We start from the raw sequence: 20,391 nt of genomic DNA on the forward strand, positions 1-20,391 counted from the left end.
GGGCGGCAGGACTGGGCGCGGCAGGTGCGCGAGAACCTGCACGATGCGGACTTCGACCTGCTGCGCGCGGGCGACGGGCCCGGCGAGGGCGCAGGCCCGGTCACGCGCTGGCCGGGCAACCGCATCGGGTGGAGCACCCCTGAACCGGATGTCGATGGAGCCGGCAGCGATGGCAGCGACGGCAACAGCAACGGCACCCTGATCCGCTACCGCTACGACGCCTTCGGCAACCGGGTGCAGGCGCTGCACGCCGACGGCCGGGCGCAGCGGCTGCGCTACGACGCGCTGCACCGGCTGCGCGAGGTCTGGCAGCGTGAAGCAGCCGGTGGCGCCTGGCAGCGGGTGGCCTGCTACCGCTACGACCCCTTCGGGCGGCGGCTGGCCAAGACCGTCTTCGGCCATGGCAACAGAAACGGCAACGGCAACGCACCTGCATCGGAGCCTGCGACCACCACCTATGCCGGCTGGGACGGCGACCGCCTCGTGCACACCGAAGGCCCGCAGGGGCTGCAGCACGTCCTCTACGAGCCCGGCTCCTTCGCGCCGCTGCTGCGCCTGGAGCGCGAGCAGGCCATTCCCACGGCCATGCAGGCCATGCTTGCCATGGAGGGAAGCGAAGGAAAGGACGATGTCGGCCACGCCGATGGCCTGGGCGAAGCGCAGGCGTTCTTCGCGGCGCTGCCGCCATCGCAGCGCGGCATGCTGCAGGACGCCCTGCACGGTGCCTTGGGGCCGGACCGCGAGGGGCTGATCGCGCGCATGCAGGGCATGCTCCCCACCGAAGTGACCACGCTGCTGGCATCCGGACTGCAGGAGGTCGGCAGGCGCCGGCAGTCCGCCGCCCGGTCCACGCCCACACGCATCCGCCATTTCCTGTGCGACCACCTGGGCACGCCCATCGCCCTGGTGGATGCCAACGGCCCGCAGGCGGGCCTGGTCACCTGGGCCGCGACCTACCACGCCTGGGGCGCCGTGCGCGAGGAATACGACCCGCACGGCATCGGCCAGCCCATCCGGTTCCAGGGCCAGCAGCTCGATGCGGAGACAGGGCTGCACTACAACCGGTTCCGGTACTACGACCCCCTGTTGGGGCAGTATGTGACGCAGGATCCGATCGGGCTGGAGGGTGGATTGCATTCGTCGATCTACCCGCTGTCTCCGACAACGGAAATCGATCCGCTCGGCCTGTTGGCATCGTCAACGGTCGATATGAATTTCTTTCCACACAATGAACCCATCCGGGCCGCCGCAAACAAGATCCGTGGTTCCGACACCCTGTACCTCGTCGCTGGACACGGAAACAGAAATGGCCTCCATGACGAACATGGCAAACTCATCCCGGTTGACAAGCTGGCTCAGATGATCCGCCGCGATCCGAATTACAAGCCTGGCATGCCCATCGCATTGCTTTCCTGCAATACCGGATGGAAGAACAGTGCCTACGCGCAGGGGCTGGCCAACGCCATGAAGGCGATTGTCGTGGCACCAGACCAATACGTCTGGTACGACCTGCAAACAGGGCGCATGACGGAAATGGGGGGGAACATCATCACCACGCATAGTTTCGGCTTCGAATTCCAGAAGTTGGTGAAAGACCCGTCCCGGCCAGGCAAATACAACGCGTTCTTCCCGGAGCGGGCCTCACAGCCCCGGCTTTGACGGCCACCGCACCAATGCTCCCGCGCCGACCTCCGTTGACGCCCGCCTATACTCACCGCTATTCATCCAAGGAATAGCGAAATGCCTCCCTCGTCCGTATTCCGCCCTGCCGCCCGCAACCGCGCCCGTGTGGGCGCCCTGCTGGCCACCGCGGTCCTCACCCTGGCCTGCACCACCGCCCGCGCGGGCGAGGTGCCGGTGGCCGTGGCGGCGAACTTCACGGCGCCGATGCAGAAGATCGCCGCCGCGTTCGAGCAGGACACGGGCCACAAGGCGGTGCTGTCGTTCGGCGCGACCGGCAAGTTCTACGCCCAGATCCGCAACGGCGCGCCGTTCCAGGTCTTCCTGGCGGCAGACGACACCACGCCCCGGCGTGTGGAGAGCGAAGGCCTGGGCGTGCAGGGCTCGCGCTTCACCTATGCCGTCGGCCGGCTCGTACTGTGGAGCCCCCGCGAGAACTACGTGGACAGCCAGGGGCAGGTGCTGCGCACGGGTGACTTCACGCACCTTTCGATCGCCAACCCCAAGCTGGCGCCCTACGGCCTGGCCGCCGTGCAGACGATGGAGAAACTGGGTCTTTCCGAGTCGCTCAAGCCCCGGCTGGTGACGGGCGAGAACATCGCCCAGGCCTACCAGTTCGTGGCCAGCGGCAATGCGCAGCTGGGCTTCGTCGCGCTGTCGCAGGTAATGGAGGACGGCCGCATCGCCAGGGGCTCGGCCTGGCAGGTGCCGGATGCGATGCACGAACCCATCCGCCAGGATGCGGTGCTGCTCGCCACCGGCAAGGACAACGCGGCTGCCACGGCGCTGATGCAGTACCTGCGCGGCGACAAGGCGCGCGAGATCATCCGCCGCTACGGCTACGGCTTCTGACGCCGGGCCATGCCGCTGTCGTCCGAAGACCTCGCCGCCATCGGGCTGACGCTGCGGCTGGCGGGACTCACCACGCTGCTGTTGCTCGTGCTGTGCACGCCGCTCGGGTGGTGGCTGGCACGCACGCGCTCGCGATGGCGCGGCCCGGTGTCCGCCGTGGTGGCGCTGCCGCTGGTGCTGCCGCCCACGGTGATCGGCTTCTACCTGTTGCTGCTGCTCGGGCCGCACGGGGCGGTCGGCCGGCTGATGCAGTCGCTGGGCCTGGCCACGCTGCCGTTCACCTTCGGCGGGCTGCTGGTGGGCTCGCTCGTGTATTCCCTGCCCTTCGCCGTGCAACCCCTGCAGCGCGCGTTCGAGGCCGTGGGCGACCGGCCGATGGAGGCCGCGGCGCTGCTGGGTGCGGGGCCGCTGGACCGGTTCTTCACCGTGGCGCTGCCGCTGGCGCGGAGCGGCTTCCTGACCGCGGGGGTGCTGAGCTTCGCCCACACGGTGGGTGAGTTCGGCGTGGTGCTCATGCTGGGCGGCAATATTCCCGGGGTGACGCGCGTGGTGTCGGTGCAGATTTATGACCACGTGGAAGCGCTGGAGTACGTCCAGGCCCACTGGCTCGCGGGCGCCATGGTGGCCTTCTCGTTCGCGGTGCTGCTTGCGCTGCATGCTCTGCAGCCCGCGCGGAGGCGCGCATGACGGCCTCGGCCCTGCCCCCGGTCGCCGCCGACGCCATCGAGGTGCAGTTGCGCCTGCCGCGGCCCGGCCGCTTCACCCTGGAAGCGGACCTGCGCCTTCCGGGCCAGGGCATCACCGCGGTGTTCGGCCCGTCCGGATGCGGCAAGACCAGCCTGCTGCGCGCCATGGCGGGGCTGGAGCGCGGCGCCGGACGCGTGGCGGTGCCGGGGGAGGTCTGGCAGGACGACGCGCTTGGCCAATGGCTGCCGCCGCACCGGCGCGCCCTGGGCTATGTCTTCCAGGAGCCAGGGCTCTTCGCGCACCTGGACGTGCGCGGCAACCTGGATTACGGCCTGCGGCGCACGCCGCCCGCGCGGCGGCGGGTGCCGCTGGAGCAGGCGGTGGAGCTGCTGGGCATCGGCCACCTGCTCGGACGGCGCACCCATGCGCTGTCGGGCGGCGAGCGCCAGCGCGTGGCGATCGCGCGCGCCCTGGCCGCGAGCCCCCGCGTGCTGTTCATGGACGAGCCCCTGGCCGCGCTGGATGCAGAACGCAAGGCCGAGGTCATGCCCTACCTGGAGCGGCTGCAGCGCGAACTCGACATCCCCGTGCTTTACGTGAGCCACGCACTCGACGAAGTGGCACGGCTGGCCTCGCACCTCGTGCTGCTGCGCGAGGGTGCCGTACTGGCCAGCGGCCCCATCGGAACGCTCATGGCCCGGCCGGACCTGCCGCTGGCGCACGGCGAGTTCGCCGCGACCCTGGCCGAGGGCGTGGCCGACGGCTACGACGCCGCCGACCGCATCGCGACCGTGCGCCTGCCAGGCGGCCAGGCCCTGCTGCTGGCCGCGGACCGCGCCCTGCCGCCGGGCACGCCGGTGCGGCTGCGCGTGCAGGCGCGCGACGTGAGCCTGGCGCTGGCGCCACCGGCAGCGACCAGCGTGCTCAACCTGCTGCCCGCCCGCGTGCTGGCCCTGCACGACGAGCCTGCGGGCCAGGTGCTGGTGGCCCTGGATGCCGGGGGCACGCCGCTGCTGGCGCGCATCACCGGGCGGTCAGCGCGCACGCTGGGCCTGGCGCCGGGGCTGCAGGTGGTGGCGCAGGTCAAGGGCGTGGCCCTGCTGGGCTGAAACATGCCCCGCCGCCGGCACAAGGCGATCGGGATCCAGGTGGCCGGGATTCATGGCAGGAATAAATGGAAGCACTGGCGGCAATGCCCGCAAAGCCCGCTTGCGCCATAAGAATTCCGCGCTTTGCCACCGCGAAGGATTCCCTCCCATGCCCGTTTCCGTTTTCGACATGCAGTCGCTCCAGCATCTCTGGTGCACGGACGAAGTCCGCGCCATCTTCGGCGAGGAGAACCGCGTGCAGAAGTGGCTCGACGTCGAAGCCGCGCTCGCTTCCGCCCAGGCCGACATGGGGATCATTCCCCGGGATGCGGCCCGCGAGATCGCCGACAAGGCCAGGGGCCGGAATATCGACATCGGCAGGATGGCCGCCGATATCCGGCGCATCAAGCATTCGCTGGTGCCCGCGCTACGGCAGTTGCAGGCCGCGTGCTCCGGCGACCACGGCGAGTGGATCCACTACGGCGCCACGACCCAGGACGTGATCGATACCGGCGTCGCGCTGCAGCTCAAGGAATTCCACGCGGTCGCGCTGCGCGACATGCGGGCCGTGGGGCGGGAGCTGGCCCGCCTGGCGGTGGAGCACCGCGACACGCCGATGGCCGGGCGCACGCACGGCGTCCAGGCGCTGCCGATCACCTTCGGCCACAAGTGCGCCGTGTGGCTCGACGAACTCGGCCGCCACCACGAGCGTCTCGTCCAGGCCGCCCCGCGCGTGCTGGTGGGAATGCTGGCCGGAGCGGTGGGAAGCCAGGCCGCCTTCGGCCCGAAGGCCGCGGAACTGGAGGAGCGCGTGCTGCGCAGGCTGGGCCTGGGCGTGCCGCCGATCAGTTGGGCGCCCGCGCGCGACCGCTTCGCGGAGTACGCCAACCTGCTGGCGCTCATCGGCGGCACGCTGTCGAAGATCGGCAACGAGCTTTTCAACATGCAGCGCGACGAGTGCGCCGAAGTGGAGGAAGGCTTCCCCGAGGGCAAGCTGGGCTCGTCGACGATGCCCCACAAGCGCAATCCCGTGTCGGCCGAGAACCTCGCCGGGCTCTCGCGCCCGCTGCGCTACAGCGCCGCGATGATGGTCGAGGGCATGGTGCAGGAAAGCGAGCGCGACGGTATCGCCTGGAAGGTGGAATGGAAGGCGCTTCCCGAGGCCTGCATGATCGCCGGGGCGATGCTGTTCCAGGCCAGGCACCTGCTGGAGGGGCTGAAGGTGAATGCCGGCGCGATGGCGGCCAACCTCGGCCGGATGCAGGGCTACCTGCTCTCCGAACGGGTGATGCTCGAGCTCTCCAGCCGCGTGGGCAAGCAGACCGCCCACGAGTGGATCCACGAGGCATCGATGCACGGCATCACCCACAAGCTCGGCTTTGCCGAAGCAATGCGCCACCACGAAAGCCTGGGCCGGCTCCTGACGGAGGACGAAATCCACGACCTGACCGATCCCGCCGGCTACCTGGGCCAGTGCGGGCCCTCGGTGGACCGCGTGGTGGCGGCGCACGGGACATGGCTGCAGGGATGAGCGCAGGCTCATCCGTTTCCGGCATCGGCTGACAGACCGGTACTCTGCCGTCGCCCACACTGCGCGGATGCAAGCCCCATCCGCCTCCCCCCCGCCTCCAGGGCGCCCCTCACTCCTCGAACGCGCCAGGAGCGCAGCGATCGGCAACCTGCAACTCACGGTCTCGGTCGGGCTGATCGCGGCGGTGGTGCTGTGGGGGCTGCTGTCCCCCGCCAGCCTCGGTACGTTCTTCGGCGCGCTGCTGTCGGACATCACCCGGAACTTCGGGTGGCTGTACCTGTGGGTGGTGCTGGGGCTGGTCGTGCTGGCCCTGTTCCTGGCCCTGAGCCGCTACGGCGACCTGAAGCTGGGCGACGAGGACGAGGAGCCCGAGTTCTCCGCCGCGACGTGGTTCGCCATGCTCTTCGCGGCGGGCATGGGCATCGGCCTGGTGTTCTGGGGCGTGGCCGAGCCGGTCTCGCACTACGGGCTGCCTCCGCCCGGCATCGCCCCGCAGACGCCCGAGGCCGCGGGCGCCGCCATGCGCTACGCATTCTTCCACTGGGGGCTGCATCCCTGGGCCATCTACGGCATCGTCGGGCTGACGATCGCCTTCTTCCAGTTCCGCCGGCAGGCCCCGGCCCTGGTGAGTTCCGCCACCGAATCGCTGCCCTGGCGCGGCATGCGCCACCTCTCGCCGCTGGTGAACGTGCTGGCGGTGGTGGCTACGGCCTTCGGCGTCGCCGCCTCGCTCGGCATGGGCGCCGCGCAGATCAACGGCGGGCTGCAGGCGGTGTTCGGCGTGCCGGTGGGGCCCTGGCCGCAGGCCGCCATCATCGTCGTGACGACGGCGCTGTTCATCACCTCGGCGGTGAGCGGCGTGGAGCGGGGCGTCAAATGGCTCTCCAGCGCGAACCTGCTGCTGGCGGCCTTCCTGGCGCTGGCAGTGTTCCTGCTCGGGCCCACGGTGTCGCTGGTGAACACCTTCACCAACACGCTGGGCGCCTACCTGAGTGAATTCGTTCGCACCAGCCTGCGCATGTCGCCCTTCCGGGACAGCACCTGGGTGGGCGACTGGACCATCTTCTACTGGTCGTGGTGGATCGCCTGGTCGCCGTTCGTGGGCCTGTTCATCGCGCGCGTCTCCCGCGGGCGCACGATCCGCGAGTTCGTGCTGGGCACGGTGATCGCGCCCACGCTGGTGGGTTTCCTGTGGTTCTCGATTTTCGGCGGCACCGCGCTGCACCTGGAGATTTTCCGCCAGGTCCCCCTGGCCGCCGCCGCGCAGGCCGACCCGGCCACCGCGATGTTCACCATGTTCAGTGCCATGCCGCTGGGGCTGGCGATGTCCATCGTGGCTACGGTGCTGGTGGTCGTGTTCTTCGTCACTTCGGGCGATTCGGCCACACTGGTGCTCAGCACGATGAGCACGCGCGGCGATCCCGATCCGTCCGCGCGCGTGAAGATCGTGTGGGGCCTGCTGGTGGCCGGCATAGCGCTGTCGCTGCTGTTCGCGGGCGGCCTGCAGGCGGTGCAGACCGCCACCATCGTGTTCGCGCTGCCGTTCGCGCTGGTGCTGGTGCTGATGGCGATCGCCCTGATGCGGGCGGTGCGCGAGGACCACGAGGCCGAGCGCAAGCGCGAACGCGCCCTGCGGCGCAGGATGCGCGAGATGGCGATGCGCGAATGACTGCGTCCCCGGCGCGGCCGCCAAAGCGGCCCCGTCCTACAGCCCCCGTCGCCGCTGCCGCGCGAGCTCGACCGGCCGCTGCATGCGCCAATGGCTTCCAGCCGACACGGTCGTGCGGAAGCCGGCTTTCTTGTTGCGTTCCCCCTTCCCCGACCTTCTCCAGGATCCCACCGTGCCGTCCAACGACTCCTCCCTGCTGACCGCCCACGACGCCTACCTGCTGCGCGAGGGCACGCACGCGCGCCTCTACCAGTCGCTGGGCTGCCATCTGCGCCGCACGGCCGGCGTGCCCGCGCAGGAGGCACGCGGCGCGGATTTCGCGGTCTGGGCCCCGAACGCGGCTTCGGTCTCGGTGATCGGCGACTGGAACGGCTGGAACCCGGATGCCGACCCGCTCGTCCCCCGCGGCGACGACAGCGGCGTATGGGAGGGCTTCGCGCCCCATGCCGCCCACGGGCAGGCCTACAAGTTCCGCATCGTGTCGCGCAACGGCGGCCGGGTGCTGGAGAAGGCGGACCCGCTGGCCATCTGCTCCGAGCTGCCGCCGCGCACTGCATCGCGCATCTGGGACCTGGATTACACGTGGAACGACGGCGAGTGGATGGCATCGCGCGGCCCGCGCAATGCGCTGGGTGCCCCGATGTCGATCTACGAGGTGCATGCCGGCTCCTGGCGCCGCAGGGACGGCCAGTTCATGGGCTACCGCGAGCTGGCCCATGCACTGGGCGAGTACGTGCAGTCGATGGGCTTCACCCACGTGGAGCTGATGCCCATCACCGAGCATCCGTTCTACGGCTCCTGGGGCTACCAGACCACCGGCTATTTCGCGCCCACATCGCGCTACGGAACGCCGCAGGACTTCATGTACTTCGTGGACCACCTGCACCAGCGCGGCATCGGCGTGCTGCTGGACTGGGTGCCCTCGCACTTCCCGATGGACGGGCACGGGCTGGCGGAGTTCGACGGCACGCACCTGTACGAGCATGCCGACCCGCGCCAGGGCTTCCATCCGGAGTGGAATTCGGCCATCTTCAACTACGGCCGCAACGAGGTGCGCAGCTTCCTCGTCTCCTCGGGCCTGTTCTGGCTCGACAAGTACCACCTGGACGGCCTGCGCGTGGACGCGGTGGCGTCCATGCTCTACCTGGACTACGCGCGCAAGCAGGGCGAATGGGTACCCAACCGCCACGGCGGGCGCGAGAACCTGGAGGCGATCGAGTTCATGCGGCTGCTCAACCGCTCGCTCTACCGCGACCACCCGGACACCGTGAGCATCGCCGAGGAATCCACCGCCTGGCCCATGGTCTCGCGCCCCGTGGAAATGAACGGGCTGGGTTTCGGCATGAAGTGGAACATGGGCTGGATGCACGACACGCTGTCGTACTTCAAGGAAGACCCGGTCCACCGCCGCTACCACCACCACAAGCTCACGTTCTCGCTGGTCTATGCCTTCAACGAGAACTTCGTGCTGCCGCTCTCGCACGACGAGGTGGTCTATGGCAAGGGATCGCTCGTCAACAAGATGCCGGGCGACGAATGGCAGCAGTTCGCCAACCTGCGCGCGCTGTTCGGCCTGATGTGGGCCCACCCCGGCAAGAAGCTGCTCTTCATGGGCGGCGAGTTCGGCCAGCGCCGCGAGTGGACGCACGAGGGCGAGCTCGAGTGGTGGGTCTGCGACGGCCCGCTGCACGGCGGCCTGCAGCGCATGGTGCGCGAGCTCAACCGCGTGCTGCGCAGCGAGCCGGCCCTGCACGACATCGATTTCTCCCCCGAGGGTTTCCAGTGGGTGGAGGCCGACGACGCCGGCCGCAGCGTGATCGCCTTCCTGCGCAAGCCCGGCGCCGAGGCCCGGCGCCAGGGCGCCACGCCGGTGCTGGTGGTCTGCAACATGACGCCGGTGCCGCGCGAGAACTACCTCGTGGGGGTGCCTTCCGCCGGCTACTGGCGGGAACTGTTCAACAGCGATGCCCGCGAATTCGGCGGCGCCGGCTGGGGCAACCTGGGCGGCGTGGAAGCCGCGCCCGTGCGCTCGCACCACTGGGCGCAGTCGCTGTGCCTCACGCTGCCGCCGCTGTCCACCCTCATCCTCCGACAGGAGCCTGCACGCCATGCCTTCCCCGCCTGACTCCGCGCCCTCCTCCCGCAACGCCCGGCCCGCGCCGTCCGCAGCGCCCGCCGGCCCCGGCCGGCGCCTGCCCCCGCCGGCCGCCACCGCGCAGGCCGTGCCGCGCGCCGCGCCCCCGCTGCCGGCGGACGGACATGCACGCGCGGTGATCGACGCGGTGCTGCCGGTGGTGGACGGCGGCCGCTTCGCGGTCAAGCGCGTGGCCGGCGAGGCAGTGCGCATCACCGCCCACTGCTTCACCGACGGGCACGACGTGCCCCGCGCGATGCTGCAGTGGTGGAAAGAGGAAGGCCCCGGTGCGCCCACAGCGCCCGCCGAAGTGCCCATGCATCCCGAGGTGAACGACGAGTGGTGGGCCGAATTCACGCCGCCCGACCCGGGGCTCTACCGCTACACGGTGGTCGCCTGGGTGGATACCTTCGAATCCTGGCGGCACGACATGGCGCGTCGCGTGGACCCGGCGGACATCCGCGTGGCGGCACGCGTGGGCGCGGCCGACGCCCGGGCCGCCGCGATGCGGGCCGCGGCCCAACCTGCCGCGGCGGATGCCCGGCAGCTCGAGGAATGGGCGGAGGCACTGGAACGCGGCGCCCGCGAGGACAGCGGCGATGCGGTTCCGCTCAAGGCCCTGGCGCTGCAGGAAGCCGCGGCCGAGGCGATGCGCCGCCACCCCGACCGCAGCCTCGAAATCCGCCACCCCGTCGCGCTGCCGCTGCGCGCAGACCGCGAGCGCGCGCGCTTCAGCACCTGGTACGAACTCTTTCCGCGCTCCACCGCGTCCGTGCCGGGCATGCACGGCACCTTCCGCGACGTGGAGGGCCGGCTGGCCGACATCGCCGCCATGGGTTTCGACGTGCTCTATTTCCCGCCCATCCACCCCATCGGCCGGGCGCAGCGCAAGGGCCGCAACAACACGCTCACGGCCGCGCCCGGCGACGTGGGCAGCCCGTGGGCGATCGGCGCCGACGAGGGCGGGCACAAGTCCATCCACCCGGAACTGGGCACGCCCGAGGATTTCCGGCGCCTCGTGGCACGGGCCCGGGAGCATGGCATCGAGATCGCGCTGGACATCGCCTTCCAGTGCGCGCCGGACCACCCCTACGTGCGCGAGCACCCGGACTGGTTCCGCTGGCGCCCCGACGGCACGGTGCAGTACGCCGAGAACCCTCCCAAGAAGTACCAGGACATCTATCCCTTCCACTTCGAGTGCGAGGACTGGCAGGGCCTCTGGCAGGAACTGCGCAGCGTGTTCGCGCACTGGATCGGCGAGGGCGTGCGCATCTTCCGCGTGGACAACCCGCACACCAAGGCCTTCGGTTTCTGGGAATGGGTGATCGGAGACATCCAGCGCGAGCATCCCGACGTGCTCTTCCTGGCCGAGGCCTTCACGCGCCCGAAGGTGATGCACGGCCTGGCCAAGCGGGGCTACACCCAGTCCTATACCTACTTCACCTGGCGCAACACGCGGCAGGAACTGCAGGACTACTTCACCGAGCTCAACACCGCGCCCGGGCGTGATTACTTCCGCCCCAACGTGTGGCCCAACACGCCCGACATCCTGCATGCCCAGTTGCAGGGTGGCGAGCCCGCCATGTTCGCGCTGCGGCTGGTGCTGGCCGCCACGCTCTCGGCCAACTATGGCATCTACGGGCCGGCCTACGAACTGCTGGAGCACCTGCCGCGCGAGCCCGGCAGCGAGGAGTACCGCGACTCCGAAAAATACCAGTTGCGGCACTGGGACCTGGAGCGGCCCGGCAACCTGCGGCCGCTCATCGCCCGCGTGAACCACATCCGCCGCGCCCACCCCGCCCTGCAGGCCGACCACAGCCTGCGCTTCCTGCCGGTGGACAACGACATGCTGCTGGCCTACCTCAAGCGCTCGCCGGACGGCCGCGACGTGGTGGTCACCGTGGTCAACCTCGATCCGCACCATGCGCAATCGGGCTGGATGCGCCTGTCCCCTGCCGACATCGCGATCGCGGCGGGCGATGCACCCGCGGCCGACTGGCAGATGCACGACCTGCTGAGCCAGCAGCGCTTCCTCTGGCAGGGCGACACCCACTACGTGCTGCTGGATCCGCAGCGCGCGCCCGCCCACATCTTCGCCGTGCGGCGCCGCGTCGCGGGCGCCGGAGACATCGACCCATTCCAGTGATGCCATGAACGCCCCCCTTCTGCGCCAACCCCTGCCGGCCGCGGACCCCGCCGCCGGGCCGCTGCCCGAACCGGGCCCCGTGGTGATGCCCGAAACCCCGGAGATCGACACGCAGGGCGACCCCCAGTGGTACCGCGACGCCGTCATCTACCAGTTGAACGTGAAAGCGTTCTTCGACAGCAACAACGACGGCTACGGCGACTTCAAGGGCGTGACCGCCAAGCTGGACTACGTGAAGGACCTCGGCGTCAACACGATCTGGCTCATGCCGTTCTACCCCTCGCCGCTGCGCGACGACGGCTACGACATCGCCGACTACGAGGACGTGCACCCGCAGTACGGCACCCTCGCGGACTTCAAGGAGATGCTGGACGCCGCGCACGCGCGCGGCCTGCGCGTGATCACCGAGCTGGTCATCAACCACACCTCGTCCGACCACCCCTGGTTCCAGCGCGCGCGGCGGGCCCCACCCGGCTCGCCCGAGCGGGACTTCTACGTCTGGAGCGACACGGACCAGATCTACCAGGGCACGCGCATCATCTTCACGGACACCGAGACCTCCAACTGGGCCTGGGACCCGGTGGCCAAGCAGTACTACTGGCACCGCTTCTTCAGCCACCAGCCGGACCTGAACTTCGACAACCCGCTGGTGCTGGAGGCCGTGTTCAAGACCATGCGGTTCTGGCTGGACATGGGCGTGGACGGCTTCCGGCTCGACGCCATTCCCTATCTGGTGGAGCGCGACGGCACCAGCAACGAGAACCTGCCCGAGACGCATGCCGTGATCAAGAAGCTGCGCGCGGCCATCGATGCGGAGTACGGGAACCGCTTCCTGCTCGCCGAGGCCAACATGTGGCCGGAGGATGTGCGCGAATACTTCGGCAACGGCGACGAATGCCACATGGCCTACCACTTCCCGCTGATGCCGCGCATGTACATGGCGATCGCCCAGGAAGACCGGCACCCCATCGTCGAGATCCTCCAGCAGACCCCCGACATCCCCGAGGGCTGCCAGTGGGCCATCTTCCTGCGCAACCACGACGAGCTCACGCTGGAGATGGTGACCAGCAAGGAACGCGACTACATGTACAGCATGTACGCGGCCGACATGCGCGCGCGCATCAACCTGGGCATCCGCCGCCGGCTCGCGCCGCTGATGGAGAACGACCTGGACCGGGTCAAGCTCATGAACGGCATGCTGCTGTCCATGCCCGGCTCGCCCATCATCTACTACGGCGACGAGATCGGCATGGGCGACAACGTCTTCGTGGGTGACCGCAACGGCGTGCGCACGCCCATGCAGTGGTCGCCCGACCGCAACGGCGGCTTCTCGCGTTCCGACCCGCAGCGGCTCTACCTGCAGCCCATCATGGACGCGGTGTACGGCTACGAGGCGCTGAACGTGGAAGCCCAGTCGGGCGACCACAGCTCCCTGCTGCACTGGACGCGCCGCATGCTGGCCGTGCGCAAGACCAGCCGCGCCTTCGGCCGCGGGCGGCGCACCTTCCTCAAGCCCGGCAACCGCAAGATCCTGGCCTACGTGAGCGAACACGAGGACGACGTCATCCTCACGGTGTTCAACCTCTCGCGCGCCGCCCAGCCGGTGGAGCTGGACCTGTCGGCCTACCGGGGCCGCACGCCGATCGAGATGCTCGGGCGGGTCACCTTCCCGCCCATCGGCGACCTGCCCTACCTGCTCACCCTGCACTCCTACGGGTTCTACTGGTTCCGTCTGTCCAACGAAGCCCCGGTGCCCTCCTGGCACCAGGAAGGCCTGGACCTGCAGGAGCGGCCCGTGCTCGTGCTGTTCGACGGCTGGACCAGCTTCTTCCGCGAGCGCGTCATGCCCTGGCGCATCGGCATGGCCGAACGCATGCGCACGCAGTTCGAAGACGACACCCTGCCGCGGTTCATCGAGCTGCAGCGCTGGTATGCGGACAAGGGCGCGGCCATCGCCGGCGCGCGCATCCTCGACCACACGGTGTGGAAGGCCGGCGAAGGCTGCGAGTGGATGCTGCCGCTGCTGGGCGTGGAGCCTTCCGCGAAACCCGGTGGCGCACCGGGGGCGGCCGCGACCTACTTCGTGCCCCTGGCCCTGGCCTGGGAGGAAGGCAGCGAGGAGCGCATGCGCCGCATCTCTCCGGCCGGCGTGGCGCGCGTGCGCCAGCAGGCCCAGGTCGGCGTGATGGGAGACGCCTTCCATGACGAGTCCTTCTGCCGCGCCGTGGTGCGCGCCATGGGCGAGGGAACGGAACTCGCCACCGACCAGGGCGGGCGGGTGCGGTTCCGGCGCACCTCGGCGTTCGACGCGCTGGCCGCGGACCTGGACGCACTGCCCGTGGAACGCCCCGGCGCCCAGAGCAGCAACACCGTCGTCGCCCTGGGCGAGACCCTGTTCCTCAAGGGCTACCGCCGCCTGCGCGAGGGCGTGAACCCCGAGCTGGAGGTCGGCCGCTTCCTCACGGAGGTCGCCCGGTTCCCGCACTGCGTGCCGGTGGCGGGCTCGGTCGAGTACGTGGCGCCCGACGGCACCACCATGACGCTCGCGCTGGTGCAGTCCTACGTGGCCAACCAGGGCGATGGCTGGGAATACACGCTCGGCTACCTGGAGCGGTTCCTGGAAGACACGCGCGTGGCGCAGGCAGCCGGCCCCGCGGCGGATGTGCACGGCGGCTACCTGGCCCTGGCCGCCACCCTCGGCCAGCGCACGGCGCAGCTGCACCAGGCGCTGGCGCGGCGCACCGGCGATGCCGCCTTCGACCCCGAACCCGTCACCCCGCAGGACGTGGCCGCCTTCCGCCAGCGCGCCCGCGCCGAGGCCGAAGACACGCTCGCCCTGCTGGAGCGGCGCCTGGGCGAACTGCCGCCCGCGGCGCAGACGGACGCGCAGGCCGTGCTGGCGCGGCGCGCCCTCATCATGGAGCGCCTGGCGGCCGGCGGCACGGAGGCGCCCACGACGGGCACCAAGACCCGCTTCCACGGCGATTACCACCTGGGCCAGGTGCTGGTGACGGGCAACGACTTCGTCATCATCGATTTCGAGGGCGAGCCCGGGCGGCCGTTCGAGGAGCGCCGTGCCAAGAGTTCGCCCCTGCGCGACGTGGCCGGCATGCTGCGCTCGTTCAACTACGCGCGCTGGGCCGCCCTCAAGCACATGACGCAATCCACCGAGGAGATGGTGCGCCTGGACGAAGCCGCGCGGCACTGGGAACACCAGGTCCGCGATGCCTTCCTGGCCGCCTACGCTGCAGAAGGCCTGGCAGCCGACCCTGCCCTGATCTCCCTGTTCGAGCTGGAAAAGGCGCTCTACGAACTCCGCTACGAACTGGGCAACCGGGTGGACTGGGCCCAGGTGCCGCTGCAGGGCATCCTCGCGCTGATCGGCGCGGCCGCGGCGCCCACGCCCACCCCGAGCCTGCCGGACACTCCCGCCTGACGGCGCCGCTGCCTTTCCCGCCACCGACCGATCCCCGAGGCTTCTTCCCATGGACAACCTATCCATCCACCTGGAACCGGCCCGCGCCTTCCTCTTCCAGCTGGGCGCCTACCTGCCGCGCCTGCTCTTCGCCCTGCTCATCCTCGCGGCGGGCTGGCTCGTGGCGAAGGCCGTGCGCTTCGCGGTGACGCGCGGCCTGCGGGCCATCAACTTCCACGTGCTCACCGAACGCGCGGGCCTGGACGGCTTCCTGCGGCAGGCCGGCTCGCGCCGCGACGCCACGGCCATCTTCGGCCTGCTGGCCTACGGCCTGGTGCTGCTGGCGGCCCTGCTGGTCGCCTTCAACAGCCTGGGCCTGAGCTATGTCACCGCACTGCTCAGCCGCGTGCTGTGGTTCATCCCCAACCTCTTCGTCGCGCTGCTGATCCTGGTGCTGGGAGCGTATTTCGGCCGCGTGGTCGGCGAACTCGTCTCCGCCTACCTGCGCCGCGCCGGCATGGCCGACACGGCCCTGCCGGGCAAGGCGGCGCAGTACGCCATCGTGGTGTTCTCGGTGCTGATCGCGCTCGACCAGCTCGGCATCGGCGGCGACATCGTGCGCCAGAGCTTCCTCATCCTGCTGGCCGGCGTGGTCTTCGCGCTGGCCCTGGCCTTCGGCCTGGGCGGGCGGGACCGGGCCGCCGAATGCATCGAGCAGTGGTGGCCGCGCCGGAGGTCTGCCAAGCACGCTCTCACCGGCCAGACTCCGCAGGACGCTGCAACCCGTCCACCGCGCGATCCCCTGCCGTGACGAAGCCATCGCTTTCGTCCCCCTGAACAAACTCTTCGCATTCAAGCCACGGGAGAAGCCACCGCTGCAAGAACATCCCCGCCTTTGCCCTTTTTGCGGAGACATCATGGGAAATTCTTGCTTTAAAGCCGGCGGCAGCGGTGCAGCTCGCCATCAACCCTCATGGGAACGACCGACAGTCACACGTCCCCAAGCACAGTCCTCCACTTCGTCGAGCGCGCGCACCACGCCATCACATGATTTTCCACGGCGCACCACCTCCAGTTCCGGCACAAGCATGGCTCCCCGGGGCAGTTTGCCGCGATTGCACTCGAGGAGCACGCAACATCAGGCAGTTAGGAGTTCACAGACTTACAAGGCGCTGCGCCCTGCCAGCGACTACGCACTGTTTTCCCGGCATGGGAATGTCATCGGCCTCATTGCCAAGCCTGGGCAGCCCTCGCCCGACTTCGCCCCGGACTTCGATGCCGAGCCGATGGTGTACTGCGCCGATGGAGTCATCCGCCGCTACCCACGCCCGTCGGAACATGAAGTCTCCAACTACGAGATGCAAGTGCAGTTGGGCTTCATCAGCGACGCACCGGCCCATTTGGTTACACGGCATTTCGGGGGCTTCGCGGCAATCACCGACCACTCCCATGCAGCCTTCATGGTCCATGGGCAGCCTGTCCGGCCATACGAGATCGGCAGTTTCGAGGCCTACCCGCTGGCCAACGGACGATTCCTGGTTCCACAACCCGATTTCAAGGATTGTTCGCACGCATGCGAACTGATGCTGCTCCTGGACACCGGCCTGCTGACTACCGACGTGGGTCACGGGTACGAAGCCCCTGACCTCGGAGAGCGTAGAACCATGTCCGGAATCATGGATTCGTTACAGGAGCGTACCGGCATAGAACCCACGCTCGTGGAATACGACTTCAGCTACGAAAACGGATATGAGGCAGACCGGACGGCCGCCTGGCGTGATATCGCGGACATGATCGACGATGCCGGTCCCTGCATACTCTCCAAGATGGGCCACGTCGTCATGCTGGACGGCGTGCGCGAGGAAGATGGACAGAGGTATCTCTCGATTCGCGATCCGTTCCACGGTACCAGCCTGGAGTGCGTCGAGTCGAGCGAGTTTTTCAGCACACCGTATGGTGGTCCTCCCCAAGACGTCAACCTGAAGGCGATTTTTCTTGGAACGCCCGGCGGCTGAGGCAGGAATTCCGACCGGCGCTTGACGACAGGCCGGTCTTGGGCTCGGCCCACCCCGCGGCCCCCATGCGCATCGCCTGCCTGCCGTAGGGTGGAATCCAGGCACGCCGCCAAGCCCCGGGCAGGGGCCGGCAGCCCGTTGCGCACGCCCACGCACGGGAAAACCCCAGCCCCCCGCGTCAGCCTTTTCTCAGCCCAGGCGCCGTACGATCCGCTTTAATCCCGGGCGGGCGCGGCGCCGTGGTTTTTTCCTGCCGCGCGCATCCATCGAACAACGTGAACGACAGGAGACAGCAAGCGTGACAGGACTCCTCCAACTGGCCAGGGGCATGGACTGGGTTTCCACCAAGCTCAGCAGGATCGCGGGCTGGGCCGTGCTCGCCGCCGCCCTGATTTCCGCAGGCAATGCCCTGGTGCGCTACGGACTGGACCTCAGCTCCAACGCGTGGCTCGAGATCCAGTGGTACCTCTTCGGCACCACCGTGATGCTGGGCGCACCCGTGGTGCTCAAGCTCAACGAACACGTGCGCGTGGACATCATCTACGGCAAGCTGCGTGGCCGCGGACCGGTCTTCGTCGACCTGTTCGGCCTCGTCTTCTTCCTGCTGCCCGTGATGGGCCTGCTCACCTGGCTCACCTGGCCCTTCTTCTGGAACATGTATGTCACCAAGGAGATGTCCGGCAACATCGGCGGCCTGATCCGCTGGCCCGCGGCGCTGCTGCTGCCCGTGGGCTTCGGCGCGGTCTTCCTGCAGGGCCTGGCCGAGATCGTCAAGCGCGTGGCCTACCTGACGGGCCACCTGCAGATCAGCACGCATTACGAGAAGCCGGTGCAGTAGAGCGGCTCCTGAGCCAGCACCGCCGACCCCGACCCGACTTCTCCAGGAAGACTCTCCCCATGCACATGGAAAACTTCGCCCCGATCATGTTCGCGGGGCTGATCGTGATCATGCTGATCGGCTTTCCGGTCGCGTTCTCGCTCGCGGCCCTGGGCCTGTTCAGCGGCTTCTTCGCCATCGAGATGGGCTGGTTCCCGGCCAACTTCATGGCCAACCTGCCGATCAACATGTTCGGCATCCTGTCGAACGACCTGCTGCTGGCCATCCCGTTCTTCACGCTGATGGGCGCGGTGCTCGAGAAATGCGGCCTCGCCGAGGACATGCTCGACTCCATGGGCCAGCTCTTCGGCCCGGTGCGCGGCGGCCTGGGCTACTCGGTCATCATCGTGGGCTTCATCCTGGGCGCCATCACCGGCACCGTGGCCGGCCAGGTGATCGCCATGGCCATGATCTCGCTGCCCGTGATGATGCGCTACAACTACAACATGCGCTACGCCACCGGCGTGCTGGCCGCCTCGGGCACCATCACGCAGCTGGTGCCGCCCTCGCTGGTGCTGATCGTCATGGCCGACCAGCTCGGCCGCTCGGTGGGCGACATGTACAAGGGCGCCTGGGGCCCGGCCATCCTGCAGGTGCTGATCTTCGCGATCTACACCTTCATCCTGGGCCGCATCCGCCCGGAATACGTGCCCGGCCTGCCCCGCACCGCGCGCACGCTGCACGGCTGGGCCCTGTGGGGCAAGTGCCTGCGCGGCATCATCCCCTCGGCCATCCTGATCTTCGCCGTGCTCGGCTCCATGGGCGGCCTGCCCTTCATGGACCATGCCATCGCCACGCCCACCGAGGCCGGCGCCATGGGCGCCGTCGGCTCGCTGATCCTCGCGGCCATCCACAAGCGCCTGACATGGCAGCTCATCAAGGAAGCCATGGACGGCACCATGCGCCTCACGGCCATGGTGGTGTTCATCCTGATCGGCTCGCGCGTGTTCTCGCTGGTGTTCCAGGGCGTCGACGGCGCGATCTGGATCGAGCACATGCTCAGCGACCTGCCGGGCGGCCAGATCGGCTTCCTGATCGTGGTGAACCTTTTCATCTTCTTCCTGGCGTTCTTCCTCGACTTCTTCGAGATCGCCTTCATCATCCTGCCGCTGCTGGGCCCCGTGGCGCACAAGCTGGGCATCGACCTCGTGTGGTTCGGCGTGCTGCTGTGCGTGAACATGCAGACCAGCTTCATGCACCCGCCCTTCGGCTTCGCCCTCTTCTACCTGCGCGGCATCGCCGACACGCTCTTCAAGGAAAAGCGCATCGACCGCCCGGTGAAATCGAGCGACATCTACCTGGGCTCCATCCCGTGGGTGGTGATGCAGCTCATCCTCGTGGCGATCGTGATCTTCTTCCCGCAGACCGTGACCATCTTCCTCGACAAGGAAAAGGTGGTCGATCTGGACAAGGTGCAGCTCGACATGCCGGCGGACAGCTCGGCCGAGCCTTCCATCAACATGGACGATCCCTTCGGCACCGGCAACAAGCCCGCGGACGGTGCCTCCGCGGCCCCCGGCGCGGAGCCCGCGATGCCGATGCCGGAACCGATGCCCGAGCCGGCGGCGCCCGAACCCGCACCGGAAGGCGCGGCCAGCACGCCGCAATGACGGACCATGGACTGCAGCCCCCGCCCGGCAACGGCGGGGCCGCTACCGACATCGAAAGCGCCGCCTTCCCGCCCCTGGTGCGGCTGCTCGCCGTGGCCATCGTGGGCGGACTGGCGGCCTTCGCGCTCTGGTCCATCCCCGCGCTGCGCGGCGCGCAATGGACCTTTCCGGCCCTGGCGACCTTCGGCCTCGCGGCCGTGCTGATCGGCTGGGTGGGCTGGTGGATGGTCTTCAGCCGCACGCGCTTCTCGGCCGATGGCGGCGGCGTGATCGTGCAGACCTGGCTCTGGGACAAGCGGGTGCGCGCGGCCGACGTGGCGAGCTTCAAGATCGTGCACTGGCCGTGGTTCCAGGCCGTGATCGCGCCGCGGATCCTGCTGCGGCGCAAGGGCGGCGGGATCACGTGGGTGCATGCGGCGGATGCGGGGTTGCTGGTGGCGTTCGGGGAGAGTGTGGTGAGGGCTGCTTCTGTGCCTGCGCCTGCGTTTACGCCTGCGCCTGCTTCTCAGGGGCGCTGAGGGCTTGGTTTCCGGAGCCGGGATTTCGCCCCGGCGGGCGAGTCACTTTCTTTCGCTTCGCCGAAAGAAAGTAACCAAAGAAAGGGCGACCCTGCTGGATGCGACCCCGTTCGCCCGCAGGGCGAACGGGGCAACCTGGGGTGCTCGGGGGTGGGGTGTGCCGTGGAAC

General features: G+C 69.0%; 14 protein-coding genes. All 14 read left to right on the top strand.

Features of this window, described 5'->3' with window-relative positions; translation table 11 throughout:
- Positions 1-1,659 (top strand): RHS repeat-associated core domain-containing protein (locus tag T336_RS25540; RefSeq protein ID WP_035226926.1); only part of this gene is annotated, 1,659 nt, incomplete at its 5' end.
- Between the two features lie 81 nt (positions 1,660-1,740).
- Positions 1,741-2,532, top strand: coding sequence for a molybdate ABC transporter substrate-binding protein (gene modA, locus T336_RS0121890; protein ID WP_026434123.1), 792 nt, complete (start codon positions 1,741-1,743; stop codon positions 2,530-2,532).
- Between the two features lie 9 nt (positions 2,533-2,541).
- Positions 2,542-3,219 carry a molybdate ABC transporter permease subunit gene (modB, locus tag T336_RS0121895; protein WP_026434124.1) on the top strand — a complete coding sequence of 226 codons (678 nt, stop codon included), beginning with the start codon at positions 2,542-2,544 and terminating at the stop codon, positions 3,217-3,219.
- Complete coding sequence (gene modC, locus T336_RS0121900) at positions 3,216-4,328, top strand: molybdenum ABC transporter ATP-binding protein (protein ID WP_026434125.1); 1,113 nt, start codon at positions 3,216-3,218, stop codon at positions 4,326-4,328. Before modB ends, modC begins: the two co-directional genes overlap by 4 nt.
- 148 nt (positions 4,329-4,476) lie before the next feature.
- A complete protein-coding gene (gene purB / locus T336_RS0121905) occupies positions 4,477-5,838 on the top strand; it encodes an adenylosuccinate lyase (protein WP_026434126.1) in 1,362 nt (453 codons plus the stop codon).
- Between the two features lie 67 nt (positions 5,839-5,905).
- A complete protein-coding gene (locus T336_RS0121910; protein ID WP_019701971.1) occupies positions 5,906-7,507 on the top strand; it encodes a BCCT family transporter in 1,602 nt (533 codons plus the stop codon).
- Positions 7,508-7,589: 82 nt separating this feature from the next.
- The gene (glgB, locus tag T336_RS0121915) at positions 7,590-9,632 is read left to right on the top strand and encodes a 1,4-alpha-glucan branching protein GlgB (RefSeq protein WP_035226929.1); all 2,043 of its coding nucleotides are present in this window, start codon (positions 7,590-7,592) and stop codon (positions 9,630-9,632) included.
- The gene (locus T336_RS0121920; protein WP_026434129.1) at positions 9,616-11,787 is read left to right on the top strand and encodes an alpha-1,4-glucan--maltose-1-phosphate maltosyltransferase; all 2,172 of its coding nucleotides are present in this window, start codon (positions 9,616-9,618) and stop codon (positions 11,785-11,787) included. Before glgB ends, T336_RS0121920 begins: the two co-directional genes overlap by 17 nt.
- Before the next feature lie 4 nt (positions 11,788-11,791).
- Entirely contained in the window at positions 11,792-15,223 is a 3,432-nt protein-coding gene (gene treS, locus T336_RS0121925) for a maltose alpha-D-glucosyltransferase (protein WP_026434130.1), read from the top strand.
- A gap of 49 nt (positions 15,224-15,272) precedes the next feature.
- Complete coding sequence (locus tag T336_RS0121930; RefSeq protein WP_026434131.1) at positions 15,273-16,013, top strand: mechanosensitive ion channel family protein; 741 nt, start codon at positions 15,273-15,275, stop codon at positions 16,011-16,013.
- Positions 16,014-16,290: 277 nt separating this feature from the next.
- Positions 16,291-17,217 carry a hypothetical protein gene (locus T336_RS0121935; protein ID WP_035226931.1) on the top strand — a complete coding sequence of 309 codons (927 nt, stop codon included), beginning with the start codon at positions 16,291-16,293 and terminating at the stop codon, positions 17,215-17,217.
- Positions 17,218-17,515: 298 nt separating this feature from the next.
- Positions 17,516-18,055: a TRAP transporter small permease subunit gene (locus T336_RS0121940; RefSeq protein ID WP_026434133.1), complete on the top strand. Its 540-nt coding sequence runs from the start codon at positions 17,516-17,518 to the stop codon at positions 18,053-18,055.
- Between the two features lie 59 nt (positions 18,056-18,114).
- Complete coding sequence (locus T336_RS0121945; protein ID WP_026434134.1) at positions 18,115-19,704, top strand: TRAP transporter large permease; 1,590 nt, start codon at positions 18,115-18,117, stop codon at positions 19,702-19,704.
- The gene (locus tag T336_RS0121950) at positions 19,701-20,222 is read left to right on the top strand and encodes a hypothetical protein (protein ID WP_026434135.1); all 522 of its coding nucleotides are present in this window, start codon (positions 19,701-19,703) and stop codon (positions 20,220-20,222) included. The genes T336_RS0121945 and T336_RS0121950 overlap by 4 nt, the downstream gene beginning before the upstream one ends.
- Positions 20,223-20,391 lie beyond the last annotated feature (169 nt).

The organism is Paracidovorax oryzae ATCC 19882, from assembly GCF_000687165.1.
In the GTDB taxonomy this organism is placed as follows: Bacteria; Pseudomonadota; Gammaproteobacteria; order Burkholderiales; family Burkholderiaceae_C; genus Paracidovorax; species Paracidovorax oryzae.